The following is a 14,070-nucleotide window of genomic DNA, read 5'->3' on the forward strand; positions in this document are numbered from 1 at the left end:
AAAGCGGCGTTTCTCAGGCACAAAAAACCCCGGATCAACCGGGGTTTTCTTCAAGCGTCATGCAGCCAGCCGGCGCTTAGCCCTTGTAGGCAGCAACCGACTTGGTGATCGCGTCGCGAGCGGCATCAGCGCCAGCCCAGCCTTCGATCTTGACCCACTTGCCTTTTTCGAGATCTTTGTAGTTCGCGAAGAAGTGCTCGATCTGCTGGATCAGCAGCGGTGGCAGGTCGGTGTATTCCTTCACGTCGACGTACAGCTGGGACAGCTTGTCGTGTGGGACTGCGATGACTTTGGCATCGCCGCCGCCGTCGTCGGTCATGTTCAGGATGCCGACTGGACGCGCGCGGATCACCGAGCCTGGAGCAACCGGGTAAGGGGTCACAACCAGCACGTCGAGGGGATCACCGTCGTCAGCCAGGGTGTTCGGGATGTAACCGTAGTTGGCCGGGTAGAACATTGGGGTGGCCATGAAACGGTCAACGAACAGGCAATCGCTGTCTTTGTCGATTTCGTATTTGATCGGCGCGTGGTTGGCCGGGATCTCGATCGCGACGTAGATGTCGTTCGGCAGGTCTTTGCCAGCCGGAATCTTGCTGTAGCTCATTGGGCGTTGCCCCCGTAGTTGACCAAAAACACTTGGCCGGATTGACCAAAAAGTGGCGGCGATTATAGGCATATTCCTACGCCGACGCCACGTACCAGAAGTCGTGCAGCGCTTACTCGTGCGCCTGATAGACCGGGTCTGTGGCCTGAAGTTGCCGCAGCCTGCCCAACGGATCCTGCCGGTAGAAAAGCTGCAGTTGCAAGTAGACCTGTGGATAAGCCGCGTGCAGCAGATCCGGAGCGCTGAAGAAGTATTCGCTGGTGACCGCAAAGAACTCCGCCGGGTTTTCCGCGGCGTACGGGTCGATGGCGGTTTCGGCGTCGGGGTTGCGGTCGAGCTGGCGGTTGAGGTCGTCGTAGGCGTGCTGCATTACTTCGGCCCAGTCGCTGACGCGCATGTCGGCGTGCAGCGGCGGCAGGCCGTTGGCGTCGCCGTTGAGCATGTCGAGTTTGTGCGCCAGTTCGTGGATCACCAGGTTGTAGCCTTCCCAGCCACCACTGGCCATCACCCCCGGCCAGGCGAGGATGATCGGCCCCTGTTGCCAGGCTTCGCCGCTGTGCTCGCCGTCCCACTCGTGCTCGACCCCGATGGCATCGCGATGGCGTTGCGGACTGAGGAAGTCGTCGGGGTAGAGGACGATTTCGTGGAACCCCTGATACCAGTTCAAGTCGCCCAGATTGAGCAGCGGCAACTGGGCCTGCGCGGCGAGCAGCAGGCGCTGTTCCTGATGCAGTTCGACACCAGGCAGGGCGGTCAGGTGTTTTTCTTCGAGGAACAGCACGCTGGCTTCACGCAACCATTGGTCTTCGGCGGCGCTGATGCCATCGAGAAAGCTCAGGTGATGGCGCACCCGTTGCCAGAGGTCGTCGGCAATCGGGTGCCTGGCCAGAATGCGCCGGCGACGCCAGGCGCTCAGTGACCACATCGGATCAGTGGGTTTCGGCTTTGGAGCTGGAGCCGCCGAAACGGCTGCGCACCACGCCGATGATCATCGGCACCAGCGACAGCAGGATGATGCCAACCACCAGCAACGACAGGTTCTTCTTGATGAACGGCACGTTGCCGAAGAAGTAACCCAGGGTCACCAGGCCGCCGACCCAGAGGATGGTGCCGAACACGCTGAACGCGAAGAAACGCGGGTAGGGCATTTTCCCGACGCCGGCGACGAACGGGGCAAACGTGCGGATGATCGGCAGGAAGCGCGCCAGGGTCACGGTTTTGCCGCCGTGCTTGTCGTAGAAATCGTGGGTTTTTTGCAGGTAATCGCGACGGAAGATTTTCGAATTCGGGTTGCTGAAGAGTTTTTCGCCCGCCGTTCGTCCAATCACATAGTTGGTGCTATCGCCAAGGATCGCCGCGAGCATCAGCAGCCCGCCCAACAGCACCGGATCCATGCCACCGCCCGCCGCCACGGCACCGGCGATGAACAACAGCGAATCACCCGGCAGGAACGGCATCACCACCAGACCGGTTTCACAGAAGATGACAGCGAACAGAATCGCGTAGATCCACGGCCCGTAGTTGGTGACCAGCAAATCGAGGTACACATCGAGATGCAGGATAAGGTCGAGCGGGTTGAAATCCATGGGGGCACCTGTGGTGACGGCCCGACTCGGCAGGCCTGTGCGGATGATTCGGGTGTAAGCCTACAGTGGGGTGTAGTTTTTCTTACAAGCCGGAAAGCTCGGGATTATACGGTCTGAGAGGTGAAAAGCGCGTTGGTTTTGTAGCGAGGGATGTCGGGGTGTGAACAAATGTCAGGCAGACTTCGGGTTTGATAAAAGATCAAAAGATCGCACCTTCGGCAGCTCCTGCATTGGAATGCGTTCTGCCGAAGGCTGCGATCTTTTGATTTCAGAGCTCGTCGCTGATCGGCAGCACGTAGTTCTTGAACTCGGTGTCTTCCTTGAAACCAATGGATTCGTAGGTTTTCTGCGCCACTTCGTTATTGCTGCTGGTGGAAACGCGCATGCGCACGGCCTGGGTTTCCTTGGCCATTTTCTTAGCGGTGCGGATCAGGTTGTCGGCCACCAGTTGGCGGCGGGCATCTTCGGCGACATAGATGTCGTTGAGGATCCACACGCGCTTGAGCGACAGCGAGGAAAAGCTTGGATACAGCTGGCAGAAACCCATGAGCTTCTTGTCGTCATCATCGGCCAGGGCCAGATAAATCACCGACTCCTTGCGACGCAGGCGTTTTTCGAGAAACGCGCGGGAGGAATCCGGGTAGGGCAGGGAACCGTAGAACTCGCGATATTTGACGAACAACGGGGTCAACAAATCCAGGTGTTCGAGGGTCGCTTGAATAATCCGCATGATAGGTCTCGTCTTCAAGTGGCTGTCTTCAACTGCTCTGACGGCGATGGGAAACCCTGCGGCCGTGCGTCGATCCTGCCTGAAAGCAGCGCAGAAACGCAATGCGGAAACGGTTCAGGTTGTGGGCGGATCAAGCAGGAAATTTCCCTTCATGTCCGCACCGGCGTCCGACTCCAGCGTCTGCACCTGTGCTTCGTCCTTCAGATTGACCCCCGACAGCTGCCGCCGGCAGGCTTCGCGCATCAGATACAGCAAGCGATGCGCCGCCATGCCGTAGCTCAAGCCCTCAAGCCGCACGTTGGAGATGCAATTGCGGTAGGCATCGGTCAGCCCGACTTTTGGATTGTAGGTGAAATATAAACCGAGGCTGTCGGGCGAGCTGAGGCCCGGACGCTCTCCGATCAGCATGACGACCATTTTTGCACCCAGCAACTGGCCGATCTCGTCACCGATGGCGACGCGACCCTGTTCCACCAGCACTACCGGGGCAAGCGACCAGCCGTCGGCGCTCATCTGCTCCTCCAGGCGGGTCAGAAACGGCAGGGTATGCCGATGCACCGCCAGTGCCGACAGACCGTCCGCCACCACAATCGCCAGATCGACCCCGCCGGGGTGCGCCTCTGCGTAATCCCGCAGGGACTGCGCCGAGGCGTCGCTGAGCTTGCGCCCCAGATCCGGGCGTTGCAGGTAGCTGTTGCGATCAGTCGCGGCGCTGTGAAGCAACAAGGTCTCGCGCCCGCGCTCGCTCAGTTGCGCGCTGAGCCCGGCGTGGTCGAACGGCAGATGCACCGCATCCCGTGCCTGAGCGTGGGCGAACTGGAAATCCAGCTGGGCGCTGGTTGGCAGGCTGGTGCCGGTACGGCCCAGAGCGATGCGCGCCGGGGTCAGGCGGCGCAGCTCCAACCATGGGTTTTGCGGGTCGACAGGCGGTTTGTCCATCACACTCATCCCAGTTGCGCCAGCGCCTGGCGGAAGGCCGGCGGCAGGTTGTTGCCAAAGCGAACCTTGCCGTCCGCCTGGGTGAAAATGCCCATGTTCGCCAGCCATTGCTCGAACTCCGGCGCCGGTTTCAGGCCCAGGGTCTGACGGGCGTAGAGCGCGTCGTGGAACGAGGTGGTCTGGTAGTTGAGCATGATGTCGTCGGAGCCGGGGATGCCCATGATGAAGTTGATCCCGGCCACACCGAGCAGGGTCAGCAGGGTGTCCATGTCGTCCTGATCGGCTTCGGCGTGGTTGGTGTAGCAGATGTCGCAACCCATCGGCACGCCGAGCAACTTGCCGCAGAAATGGTCTTCGAGGCCGGCGCGGATGATCTGTTTGCCGTTGTAGAGGTATTCCGGGCCGATAAATCCTACGACGGTGTTCACCAAAAACGGCTTGAAGTGTCGCGCCACGGCGTAGGCTCTTGTCTCGCAGGTCTGTTGATCGACACCGTGGTGGGCGTTGGCCGACAAGGCGCTGCCTTGCCCTGTTTCAAAATACATCAGGTTCTGCCCCAGAGTGCCGCGCTTCAGACTCAGCCCCGCGTCATAGCCTTCCTGCAATACATTGAGGTTGATGCCGAAACTGGCATTGGCCGCTTCGGTGCCGGCAATCGACTGGAACACCAGGTCCAGCGGCACGCCACGGTTGATCGCCTCGATCGAGGTGGTGACGTGGGTCAGCACGCAGGCCTGGGTCGGAATGTCGTAGCGCTGGATGATCGCGTCGAGCATCTCCAGCATCGCGCAGATCGAGGCGATGCTGTCGGTGGCCGGGTTGATCCCGATCATTGCGTCGCCATTGCCGTACAGCAGGCCGTCGAGAATGCTCGCGGCGATGCCGGACGGTTCGTCGGTCGGATGGTTCGGTTGCAGCCGGGTCGACAAGCGCCCGCGCAGGCCGAGGGTGCCGCGAAATTTTGTGACCACGCGGATCTTCTGCGCCACCAGCACCAGATCCTGCACGCGCATGATCTTCGACACGGCGGCGACCATTTCCGGGGTCAGGCCGGGGGCGAGGGCGCGCAGGCTGGTTTCGTCCGCCGCGTCGCTGAGCAGCCAGTCGCGGAAACCACCGACGGTGAGGTGGCTGACCACGGCGAAGGCTTGTTTGTCGTGGGTGTCGATGATCAGTCGGGTGACTTCATCGGCTTCGTAGGGAATCAGCGCTTCCTGCAGAAAATGCGTGAGCGGGATGTCGGCCAGCGCCATTTGCGCGGCCACGCGTTCGCCGTCATTGAGCGCAGCAACGCCGGCCAGAAAGTCACCGGAGCGCGCCGGGCTGGCCTTGGCCATGACGTCCTTGAGGCTGTCGAAGCGGTAGGTCTGGGCGCCGACGGAATGGGCAAATGCGGCCATGGGGCGGTGTCCTCCTGATTCTGTGGGTAACTCGGTCTCCCTGTGGGAGCGGGCTTGCTCGCGAAAGCGTCGTGTCAGACGACATCGTTGTTGGATGAGACGACGCCTTCGCGAGCAAGCCCGCTCCCACATTGGATCTTCATGCACTTCTATATAGCGGGCACCGGGCGACAGGCCCGGTGCCGGTGCAACTAGATACCTTCGAGCATAGCGTCTGCCGGGGCTTCGGCGCGTTGCCTGGCGGTGAGCTGGAAGTACAGATAACCAGCGGCCATGAAGCCAAGGAACACACAGCCGATCAGCGTGTTGAACCAGGCCATCGCCACCAGGCACACCACGGCCAGAAACAGCGCAATCGCCGGCACCACCGGATAGCCCGGGGCGCGGAAGGTGCGTTCCAGGTTCGGTTCGGTCTTACGCAGTCTGAACAGGCTGAGCATGCTGATGATGTACATCACGATGGCGCCGAACACCGACATGGTGATCATCGCGGCGGTCAGGGTCATGCCTTGCAGGTTGACCAGTCCGTCGCTGTAGATCGCCGCGATGCCGATCACGCCGCCGGCCAGAATCGCCCGGTGCGGGGTCTGGAAGCGCGACAGCTTGGCCAGGCTTTTCGGCAGGTAACCGGCGCGGGCGAGGGCGAAGAACTGTCGCGAGTAGCCGAGGATGATCCCGTGGAAACTCGCCACCAGGCCGAACAGGCCGATCCACACCAACATGTGCATCCAAGATGAGTTGTTGCCGACCACCGCTTTCATTGCCTGTGGCAGCGGGTCATTGATGTTCGACAGTTGACGCCAGTCGCCGACGCCGCCGGCCATCACCATCACGCCGATGGCAAGGAACACCAGGGTCAGAATGCCGCTGACGTAGGCCTTGGGAATCGTGCGTTTCGGATCCTTCGCTTCTTCGGCGGCCATGGCCGCGCCTTCGATGGCGAGGAAGAACCAGATCGCGAACGGGATCGCGGCAAAGATTCCGGGGATCGAGCCCAGGGTGAACTCGTTGGCACCCGACCAGCCGTTGAGCACGAAGTTGCTGAAGCTAAAGCCCGGCGCGACCACGCCCATGAACACCAGCAGTTCGGCGACCGCCAGCACGGTGACCACCAGCTCAAAAGTCGCGGCAATGCTGACGCCTAGGATGTTCAGGGTCATGAACACGAAATACGCGCCGACCGCTGCCACCTTCGGATCAAGCTCCGGGTACTGCACATTGAGGTAGGCGCCGATGGCCATGGCGATCGCCGGTGGGGCGAAGACGAATTCGATCAGCGTGGCGATGCCGGCGATCAGTCCGCCTTTTTCGCCGAACGCCCGGCGGCTATAGGCAAACGGCCCGCCCGCGTGGGGAATCGCGGTGGTCAGTTCGGTGAAGCTGAAGATGAAGCAGGTGTACATGGTCGCGACCATCAGCGCCGTGACCAGAAATCCGAGGGTACCCGCGGTGCCCCAGCCGTAACTCCAGCCGAAGTATTCGCCGGAAATCACCAGGCCGACGGCAATACCCCAGAGGTGCAGGGTGCCGAGTGTGGGTTTGAGCTGTGTGGTGGAAGTCATAAGTCCTCTCTGTTTTTTATTGTTCGATCTGTTGGACTTTCGGGTGCAGTGGTTGAGGTGGATGGATGCTGTTCACGCAGCGGCAGTTTTTGTGCAAATCCTGAATGACGGGTACGCAAGGGCCGTGCCAGAGCGGCCAGGCCTTGTGTTGTGTCATTGAGGACGCCATCGCGAGCAGGCTCGCTCCCACAGTGGATTTGTGCCGAGCCTGTGTATGTGGTGCGACACGACTCCCTTGTGGGAGCGAGCCTGCTCGCGAAAGCGGTCGAAAGGGCGACACAGAAATATCTGTATCGCCCCCGGGTTTTAGAAGAAGCCCAACGGATTGATGTCGTAGCTCACCAGCAGGTTTTTCGTCTGCTGATAGTGATCGAGCATCATCTTGTGGGTTTCACGGCCGACGCCGGACTTCTTGTACCCGCCGAACGCGGCGTGCGCCGGGTACAGGTGGTAGCAGTTGGTCCACACACGACCGGCCTTGATCGCGCGGCCCATGCGGTAGGCGCGGTTGATGTCGCGGGTCCACAGGCCGGCGCCGAGGCCGAACTCGGTGTCGTTGGCGATCGCCAGGGCTTCGGCTTCGTCCTTGAAGGTGGTGATGCTTACCACCGGGCCGAAGATTTCTTCCTGGAACACGCGCATTTTGTTGGTGCCCTTGAGCAGGGTTGGCTGGATGTAATACCCGGTTGCCAGGTTGCCCTCGAGTTTTTCCACCTTGCCGCCGGTCAGCAGCTCGGCGCCTTCACCCTTGGCGATTTCCAGGTACGACAGGATCTTGTCGAATTGCTGTTCGGACGCCTGCGCGCCAACCATGGTGTCGGTGTCCAGCGGGTCGCCGCGTTTGATCTGCAGGACTTTCTTCATCACCACTTGCATGAATTCGTCGTAGATCGATTCCTGTACCAGTGCGCGGGACGGGCAGGTGCAGACTTCGCCCTGGTTGAAAAACGCCAGCACCAGGCCTTCGGCAGCTTTTTCGATGAAGGTCGGTTCGGCCTGCATGATGTCTTCGAAGAAGATGTTCGGCGACTTGCCGCCCAGCTCCACGGTCGATGGAATGATGTTCTCGGCCGCGCATTTCATGATGTGCGAGCCGACCGGGGTCGAGCCGGTGAAGGCGATCTTGGCGATGCGTTTGCTGGTGGCCAGGGCTTCGCCGGCTTCTTTGCCGAAACCTTGCACCACGTTGAGCACGCCCGGTGGCAGCAGATCACCGATCAGCTCCATCAGCACGCAGATGCCCAGCGGGGTTTGCTCGGCAGGCTTGAGTACCACGCAGTTGCCAGCGGCCAGTGCCGGGGCGAGTTTCCACGCGGCCATCAGCAGCGGGAAGTTCCACGGGATGATCTGCCCGACCACGCCCAGCGGTTCATGGATGTGATAGGCCACGGTGTTGCCGTCGATTTCGGCTGCGCTGCCTTCCTGGGCGCGCAGGCAACCGGCGAAGTAGCGGAAATGGTCGGCAGCCAGCGGGATGTCGGCGTTGAGGGTTTCGCGGATGGCTTTGCCGTTGTCCCAAGTTTCGGTGATCGCCAGCAGTTCGAGGTTCTGTTCGATGCGGTCGGCGATTTTCAGCAGGATCAGCGAGCGCGCCTGCACCGAGGTCGCGCCCCACGCATCGGCAGCGGCGTGGGCGGCGTCCAGTGCCTTGTCGATGTCTTCGGCAGTGGAGCGGGGGAATTCGGCAATCGGCTGGCCATTCACTGGCGAGGTGTTGGTGAAGTACTGACCTTTGACAGGCGCGACGAACTCGCCGCCGATGTAGTTACCGTACTTGCTCTTGAACGAGACTTTGGCGCCTTCAGTACCGGGGTGAGCGTAACGCATGATGTTGTTCTCCTTGGCTTTGTACTTATTAGAGAAACGCGCAAGTGCGCTTGCGATAAGCGTAGAGCAAAGGTCGGGCCACTGCCGTGCAGGGCAGGCAAATCAAGGCTTTGCGCGGTTTGTGTCGGACGGGCGGACGCAGCCTGTGATGGTTTCGGTACAGAGGGGGTGACAGTTTGTACCGCTTTTGGCACAGCCAGTGACCGGCTGGTCTTGCCAGCATTGCAATGCCGGGGCGGCTGGAGGATGCTGGGCCTCACCTCAGCATTGGGCCATCGAGCCTCGGGGAGAATAATAAGAAATGCACGACAACCATTTGAGTCGCCATGCCCAGCAGGTTCTCACCGTCAGTCAGGGCAAGCCGCACCTGCACGGGCCCGGTGCCGATCCGTCGATTGCCCGCTCGTGGCTGCGCTGTCTTGAGGACTATCACCTCGATCCGGCCCTGACCATGGCGCCCACCGTGCTCGAACACGGGCGCGTGCTTGAAAGCCGCGAACGCCTGCAACAGGTGTTGCAGATCGCCGGTAATGAAATGAGCAGCCTGCATCAACAACTCTCCGGCGCCGGTCATGCGGTGCTGCTGACCGACGCGCGCGGGGTGATCCTCAACTGCGTCACCGCGCCGGCCGAGCGCAAGATTTTCGAACGCGCCGGTCTCTGGCTCGGCGCCGACTGGAGCGAAGCCTGCGAAGGCACCAACGGCATCGGCACCTGTCTGGTCGAGCGCCAGGCACTGACCATCCATCAGGACGAACACTTTCGCGGCCGCCACACCGGCCTGACCTGCTCGGCGAGCCCGGTGTTCGACCCGCACGGCGAACTGCTGGCGGTGCTCGACGTGTCCTCGGCGCGCCACGATGTCTCGCGGCAGAGCCAGTTCCACACCATGGCGCTGGTCAACCTGTCGGCGAAGATGATCGAGAGCTGCTATTTCCTGCGCTGCTTTGATAACCAGTGGCTGCTGCGTTTTCACTTGCAGGCCGAGTCCGTCGGCTTGTTCAGCGAAGGGCTGCTGGCGTTTGACGGGGAAGGGCGGATCAGTGCGGTCAACCAGAGTGCGCTGAACCTGCTCGGGCATATTCGCGGTGGTTTGCTCGGCAAACCGGTGGAAGCGTTTTTCGATTGTTCGCTGGATGAGCTGCTCGGTCGGGCCAGCGCCAATGCCAGCGCCAGTTGGCCGCTGCGCACCCGCGACGGACGGCATCTGTTTGCCTTGTTGCGCGGCGAATCGCGCAAGCCGGCGCCGATCCTGCCGGCCCCGGTCGTGGCCAAGCCTCAAGCGCTGGTGGGCATTTGCCTCGGTGACGCGGCGCTGCAAGCGGATTTCCGCAAGGCGCTGCGGGTGTTCGAACGCGACGTGCCGCTGCTGATCAACGGTGAAACCGGCTCCGGCAAGGAAGCCTTTGCCAAGGCTGTGCATCACGCCAGCCAGCGCGCCAACAAAGCCTTCGTCGCCCTCAATTGCGCGGCGATCCCGGAAAGCCTGATCGAGAGCGAGCTGTTCGGTTATCGCGGCGGCAGTTTCACCGGCGCGCGCAAGGACGGCATGCGCGGCAAGCTGCAGCAGGCCGATGGCGGCACGTTGTTCCTCGATGAAATCGGCGACATGCCGCTGGCGCTGCAAACCCGGTTGTTGCGAGTGCTGGAAGACCGGCAGGTGGTGCCGATTGGCGGCGAGCCGGAAGCGGTCAACGTGCGGATCATCAGCGCCACGCACCGTAATCTGCTGGAGCGCGTGGCGGACGGCAGCTTCCGCGAAGATCTGTATTACCGTCTCAATGGCCTCGAAGTTGCGCTACCGGCGTTGCGCGAACGCAGTGATAAATCGCAGTTGCTGGATTTCCTGCTGGCCGAGGAGGCCGGCGGCGAAACAATCTTGATCGACGAACCGGCGCGTCAGGCGTTACTGACCTTCAACTGGCCGGGCAACGTGCGGCAGTTGCGCAATGTCTTGCGCACATTGGCGGCATTGTGTGATGAAGGGCGAATCGGGCTGGAGGATTTGCCGGCGATGATTCGGCAGGGGCGGCCAACGCTGGAACTGAAGTCGGTTGAGTCCGAGCATCCGCTGGAAGACGCTGAACGTCTGGCGTTGCTCGATGTGCTGGAGCAAACGCGCTGGCACATGACCCAGACCGCGCAGCAGCTCGGGGTCAGCCGCAATACCCTCTATAGAAAGCTTCGTAAGCACGCGATCTCCCGTTAAACCGCGTCGCGTCATTCGCGAGCAAGCCCGCTCCCACAGGATCAGCGCCAACCTTGTGGGAGCGGGCTTGCTCGCGAAGGCGTCGGCGCAGGCGAAACACCAGGTGCGATTTCCCCCTCCCTGCGCTAACCTGCGGCCATGTTTTACGAGGTCGACTATGCACATTCATATTCTGGGTATCTGCGGGACTTTCATGGGCTCGATGGCGGTTCTGGCCAAAGAGCTGGGCCATCACGTGACCGGCTCCGACGCCAACGTCTATCCGCCGATGAGCACGCAGCTTGAGGCCCAGGGCATTCAGCTGACCCAGGGCTACGACCCGGCCCAGCTCGATCCGGCACCGGATCTGGTGGTGATCGGCAACGCCATGTCCCGCGGCAACCCGGCGGTGGAATATGTGCTGAACAAAGGCCTGCCGTACGTCTCCGGCCCGCAATGGCTGGCCGATCACGTGCTGCAAGGGCGCTGGGTGCTGGCGGTTGCCGGCACGCACGGCAAAACCACCACCAGCAGCATGCTCGCCTGGGTGCTGGAACATGCCGGGATGAGCCCGGGGTTCCTGATCGGCGGCGTGCCGCAGAACTTCTCGGTGTCCGCGCGTCTGGGCGGCACGCCGTTCTTCGTGATCGAGGCCGACGAGTACGACAGCGCGTTTTTCGACAAGCGTTCGAAGTTCGTCCACTACCGTCCGCGTACCGCGATCCTCAACAACCTTGAGTTCGATCACGCCGACATCTTCCCCGATTTGCCGGCGATCGAGCGGCAGTTCCACCACTTGGTGCGGACTATTCCGAGCGAAGGTCTGGTGATCCACCCCACCACCGAACCGGCCTTGCAGCGCGTGATCGAAATGGGCTGCTGGACCCCGGTGCAGACCACCGGCGTCGGCGGTCAGTGGCAGGTCAAGTTGCTCAAAGACGATGGCTCGGCGTTCGAAGTAATGTTCGAAGGCGTGTCCCAGGGCACGGTCGAATGGGAGTTGACCGGTCAGCACAACGTCGCCAACGCCTTGGCTGCGCTGGCAGCGGCGCGGCATGTCGGTGTGGTGCCAGCGATGGGCATCGCCGGGTTGAGCGCATTCAAGAACGTCAAACGCCGGATGGAGAAAGTCGCCGAAGTACGCGGCATCACCATCTACGACGACTTCGCCCACCACCCGACCGCCATTGCCACCACCCTCGATGGCTTGCGCAAGCGCATCGGCGACGCACCGCTGATCGCGATCATCGAGCCGCGCTCCAACTCGATGAAGCTCGGCGCACACCGTGACGGTCTGCCGGACAGCGTGGTCGATGCCGATCAGGTGATCTGGTACGCCCCGGCCAACCTCGGTTGGGATCTGGGCGCCACTGCCGCACTGTGCAGCGTGCCGTCGATTGTCAGCGATTCGCTGGAAGGCATCATCGAACGCGTGAAGAGCCAGGCCCAGCCCGGTACTCACGTGGTGATCATGAGCAACGGCGGCTTCGGCGGCCTGCACGGCAAACTCGCCGAGGCACTGCAATGAACACTTTTGCCCAGAGCGGCGGCCCGGAACGCATCACGCTGGCGATGACCGGCGCGTCCGGCGCGCAGTATGGATTGCGCCTGCTCGACTGTCTGGTACGGGAAGATCGCGAAGTGCACTTCCTGATCTCCAAGGCCGCGCAACTGGTGATGGCTACCGAGACCGATGTCACGCTGCCGCCCAAGCCGCAGATGATGCAGGCGTTCCTTACCGAATACACCGGGGCGGCCGCCGGGCAGATTCGCGTGTACGGCAAGGAAGACTGGATGTCGCCGGTAGCCTCGGGCTCCGGCGCACCAGCGGCGATGGTGGTGGTGCCGTGTTCCACGGGTACCTTGTCGGCGATTGCCACGGGCGCGTGCAACAACCTGATCGAGCGCGCGGCGGACGTCACCTTGAAGGAGCGCCGCCAGTTGATTCTGGTACCGCGCGAGGCGCCGTATTCGAGTATTCATCTGGAGCACATGCTCAAGTTGTCGAACATGGGCGTGACCATCCTGCCGGCCTCGCCGGGTTTCTATCACCAGCCGCAGACTATCGATGACCTGATCGATTTCGTCGTGGCGCGGATTCTCAATCTGCTGGGCATTCCTCAGGACATGCTGCCGCGTTGGGGCGAGCATCATCTGAGCAGCGATGAATAAGCTGTTGATGATTGCGCTGGCGCTGCAACTGGCCGGCTGCGCCACCGCGCGCACGCTGGATGCGGCCAAGCCGGGGGCGCCGGTGGTGTATTCCGGGACACGCCTGGATTTGTACGCGATGAATGGCGGGTGCTGTGCGATGGACCGCTTCGGGGCTGAGGCGCCGAGTTATCCGGGAGTGGACCTGCCGGCGAGTGCGTTGCTTGATACGCTGCTGTTGCCGTTGTCTTTGCTGACCGTGATTGGCGTGGGGTTTCAGGCGACTGGTGGGTTGTAGGGGAGTGTGGCGAGGGGATTTATCCCCGATGGGGTGCGCAGCGCCCCCAAAATCTGAAAAACGACGACTGCTGCGCAGCCGATCGGGGATAAATCCCCTCGCCACAAAGTACGGTGTTTACTTGCCGAGCTTTCGCAGCTCATCCGACTCGACGATCCGCACCCCATCCTGTTCTTCCAGCGCCAGGCGCCACATCGCCCGGGCCAGTTGGCAGGCTTCGATGCCGCGGTACTTGCCGGGAATCAGTTTGGAAAACGGCGCCGCCAGCTGTTCGCCCAGGCGCGGTTCGGTACGATCACCCAGCAACAGCGATGGCCGGCAGATGGTCAGTTGCGGCCAGTCCTGCGCGCGCAACGCCTGCTCCATCTCGCCTTTGACCCGGTTGTAGAAAATCGACGATTTCGGATCGGCGCCCAGCGCGCTGATCACGATCAGGTGCCGCGCGCCCATCTCCCGCGCGCGTTTGGCGAAGGCCACGACCATGTCCAGATCCACCGCGCGGAACGCGGCTTCGGAGCCCGCCTGTTTGATGGTGGTGCCGAGGCAGCAATAGGCGATATCGACGCGACCACTGAGTTGCGGCAGAAACGCCTGTGGGTCGCCCACCGGGTTTTCCAGATGCGGATGTTCCGCCAGCGGCCGACGGGACGGCGCGAGCACGCGGGTGATCGTCGGCTCGTTGAGCAAACGGTCGAGCAGATGCTCGCCGGTCAGTCCGGTGGCTCCGGCAAGCAATACGTGCTGAGGCGTCAAGTACATAGTGTTTCTCCCTTGATACTGTTCAG

The 14,070-nt window shown here is 61.9% G+C and carries 13 protein-coding genes; 4 read left to right on the forward strand and 9 right to left on the reverse strand.

Annotated features, from left to right (window positions below):
• Window positions 1–76: 76 nt before the first annotated feature.
• The 8 genes from ppa to CRO59_RS18860 all read right to left on the reverse strand — a co-directional run bounded on the left by ppa (window position 77) and on the right by CRO59_RS18860 (window position 8,648).
• Window positions 77–604 (reverse strand): inorganic diphosphatase, encoded by a 528-nt coding sequence (gene ppa, locus CRO59_RS18825; protein ID WP_008052339.1) that lies wholly within the window; start codon window positions 602–604, stop codon window positions 77–79.
• A gap of 112 nt (window positions 605–716) precedes the next feature.
• Entirely contained in the window at window positions 717–1,529 is an 813-nt protein-coding gene (locus tag CRO59_RS18830) for a zinc-dependent peptidase (RefSeq protein ID WP_097089352.1), read from the reverse strand.
• A 4-nt stretch (window positions 1,530–1,533) separates the two neighbouring features.
• Window positions 1,534–2,190: a DedA family protein gene (locus tag CRO59_RS18835; RefSeq protein ID WP_027612912.1), complete on the reverse strand. Its 657-nt coding sequence runs from the start codon at window positions 2,188–2,190 to the stop codon at window positions 1,534–1,536.
• A 268-nt stretch (window positions 2,191–2,458) separates the two neighbouring features.
• Complete coding sequence (locus CRO59_RS18840) at window positions 2,459–2,920, reverse strand: N-acetyltransferase (RefSeq protein ID WP_003228592.1); 462 nt, start codon at window positions 2,918–2,920, stop codon at window positions 2,459–2,461.
• Window positions 2,921–3,034: 114 nt separating this feature from the next.
• On the reverse strand, window positions 3,035–3,859 hold the full coding sequence (gene eutC, locus CRO59_RS18845) for an ethanolamine ammonia-lyase subunit EutC (protein ID WP_097089414.1): 825 nt from the start codon (window positions 3,857–3,859) through the stop codon (window positions 3,035–3,037).
• 5 nt (window positions 3,860–3,864) lie between these two features.
• Complete coding sequence (locus tag CRO59_RS18850) at window positions 3,865–5,259, reverse strand: ethanolamine ammonia-lyase subunit EutB (protein WP_096796313.1); 1,395 nt, start codon at window positions 5,257–5,259, stop codon at window positions 3,865–3,867.
• Between the two features lie 191 nt (window positions 5,260–5,450).
• Entirely contained in the window at window positions 5,451–6,821 is a 1,371-nt protein-coding gene (gene eat, locus CRO59_RS18855) for an ethanolamine permease (RefSeq protein WP_097089351.1), read from the reverse strand.
• Between the two features lie 306 nt (window positions 6,822–7,127).
• Window positions 7,128–8,648, reverse strand: coding sequence for an aldehyde dehydrogenase family protein (locus tag CRO59_RS18860; protein WP_025108675.1), 1,521 nt, complete (start codon window positions 8,646–8,648; stop codon window positions 7,128–7,130).
• 301 nt (window positions 8,649–8,949) lie between these two features.
• Between CRO59_RS18860 and CRO59_RS18865 the strand changes: the two genes are divergently transcribed.
• The 4 genes from CRO59_RS18865 to CRO59_RS18880 all read left to right on the forward strand — a co-directional run bounded on the left by CRO59_RS18865 (window position 8,950) and on the right by CRO59_RS18880 (window position 13,285).
• Window positions 8,950–10,857 (forward strand): sigma-54-dependent Fis family transcriptional regulator, encoded by a 1,908-nt coding sequence (locus CRO59_RS18865; RefSeq protein WP_097089349.1) that lies wholly within the window; start codon window positions 8,950–8,952, stop codon window positions 10,855–10,857.
• A 157-nt stretch (window positions 10,858–11,014) separates the two neighbouring features.
• A complete protein-coding gene (mpl, locus tag CRO59_RS18870; RefSeq protein WP_027612907.1) occupies window positions 11,015–12,364 on the forward strand; it encodes a UDP-N-acetylmuramate:L-alanyl-gamma-D-glutamyl-meso-diaminopimelate ligase in 1,350 nt (449 codons plus the stop codon).
• A complete protein-coding gene (gene ubiX, locus CRO59_RS18875) occupies window positions 12,361–13,008 on the forward strand; it encodes a flavin prenyltransferase UbiX (protein ID WP_007968137.1) in 648 nt (215 codons plus the stop codon). The genes mpl and ubiX overlap by 4 nt, the downstream gene beginning before the upstream one ends.
• Complete coding sequence (locus CRO59_RS18880; RefSeq protein ID WP_096796309.1) at window positions 13,001–13,285, forward strand: YceK/YidQ family lipoprotein; 285 nt, start codon at window positions 13,001–13,003, stop codon at window positions 13,283–13,285. Before ubiX ends, CRO59_RS18880 begins: the two co-directional genes overlap by 8 nt.
• 117 nt (window positions 13,286–13,402) lie before the next feature.
• Here CRO59_RS18880 and CRO59_RS18885 read toward each other — a convergent pair whose 3' ends face one another.
• A complete protein-coding gene (locus tag CRO59_RS18885) occupies window positions 13,403–14,044 on the reverse strand; it encodes an oxidoreductase (protein ID WP_007968134.1) in 642 nt (213 codons plus the stop codon).
• Window positions 14,045–14,070: the final 26 nt, after the last annotated feature.

It is taken from the genome of Pseudomonas sp. LAMO17WK12:I5, from assembly GCF_900215165.1.
GTDB classification, from domain to species: Bacteria; Pseudomonadota; Gammaproteobacteria; order Pseudomonadales; family Pseudomonadaceae; genus Aquipseudomonas; species Aquipseudomonas putida_A.

What these genes read in the sequence shown, in the direction of transcription:
- eutC (WP_097089414.1), bottom strand. Translation starts at nt 3,859, where the DNA reads ATGGACAAACCGCCTGTCGACCCGCAAAACCCATGGTTGGAGCTGCGC.
- CRO59_RS18860 (WP_025108675.1), bottom strand. Translation starts at nt 8,648, where the DNA reads ATGCGTTACGCTCACCCCGGTACTGAAGGCGCCAAAGTCTCGTTCAAG.
- CRO59_RS18835 (WP_027612912.1), bottom strand. Translation starts at nt 2,190, where the DNA reads ATGGATTTCAACCCGCTCGACCTTATCCTGCATCTCGATGTGTACCTC.
- CRO59_RS18850 (WP_096796313.1), bottom strand. Translation starts at nt 5,259, where the DNA reads ATGGCCGCATTTGCCCATTCCGTCGGCGCCCAGACCTACCGCTTCGAC.
- CRO59_RS18840 (WP_003228592.1), bottom strand. Translation starts at nt 2,920, where the DNA reads ATGCGGATTATTCAAGCGACCCTCGAACACCTGGATTTGTTGACCCCG.
- ubiX (WP_007968137.1), top strand. Translation starts at nt 12,361, where the DNA reads ATGAACACTTTTGCCCAGAGCGGCGGCCCGGAACGCATCACGCTGGCG.
- mpl (WP_027612907.1), top strand. Translation starts at nt 11,015, where the DNA reads ATGCACATTCATATTCTGGGTATCTGCGGGACTTTCATGGGCTCGATG.
- CRO59_RS18885 (WP_007968134.1), bottom strand. Translation starts at nt 14,044, where the DNA reads ATGTACTTGACGCCTCAGCACGTATTGCTTGCCGGAGCCACCGGACTG.
- CRO59_RS18865 (WP_097089349.1), top strand. Translation starts at nt 8,950, where the DNA reads ATGCACGACAACCATTTGAGTCGCCATGCCCAGCAGGTTCTCACCGTC.
- CRO59_RS18880 (WP_096796309.1), top strand. Translation starts at nt 13,001, where the DNA reads ATGAATAAGCTGTTGATGATTGCGCTGGCGCTGCAACTGGCCGGCTGC.
- ppa (WP_008052339.1), bottom strand. Translation starts at nt 604, where the DNA reads ATGAGCTACAGCAAGATTCCGGCTGGCAAAGACCTGCCGAACGACATC.
- CRO59_RS18830 (WP_097089352.1), bottom strand. Translation starts at nt 1,529, where the DNA reads ATGTGGTCACTGAGCGCCTGGCGTCGCCGGCGCATTCTGGCCAGGCAC.
- eat (WP_097089351.1), bottom strand. Translation starts at nt 6,821, where the DNA reads ATGACTTCCACCACACAGCTCAAACCCACACTCGGCACCCTGCACCTC.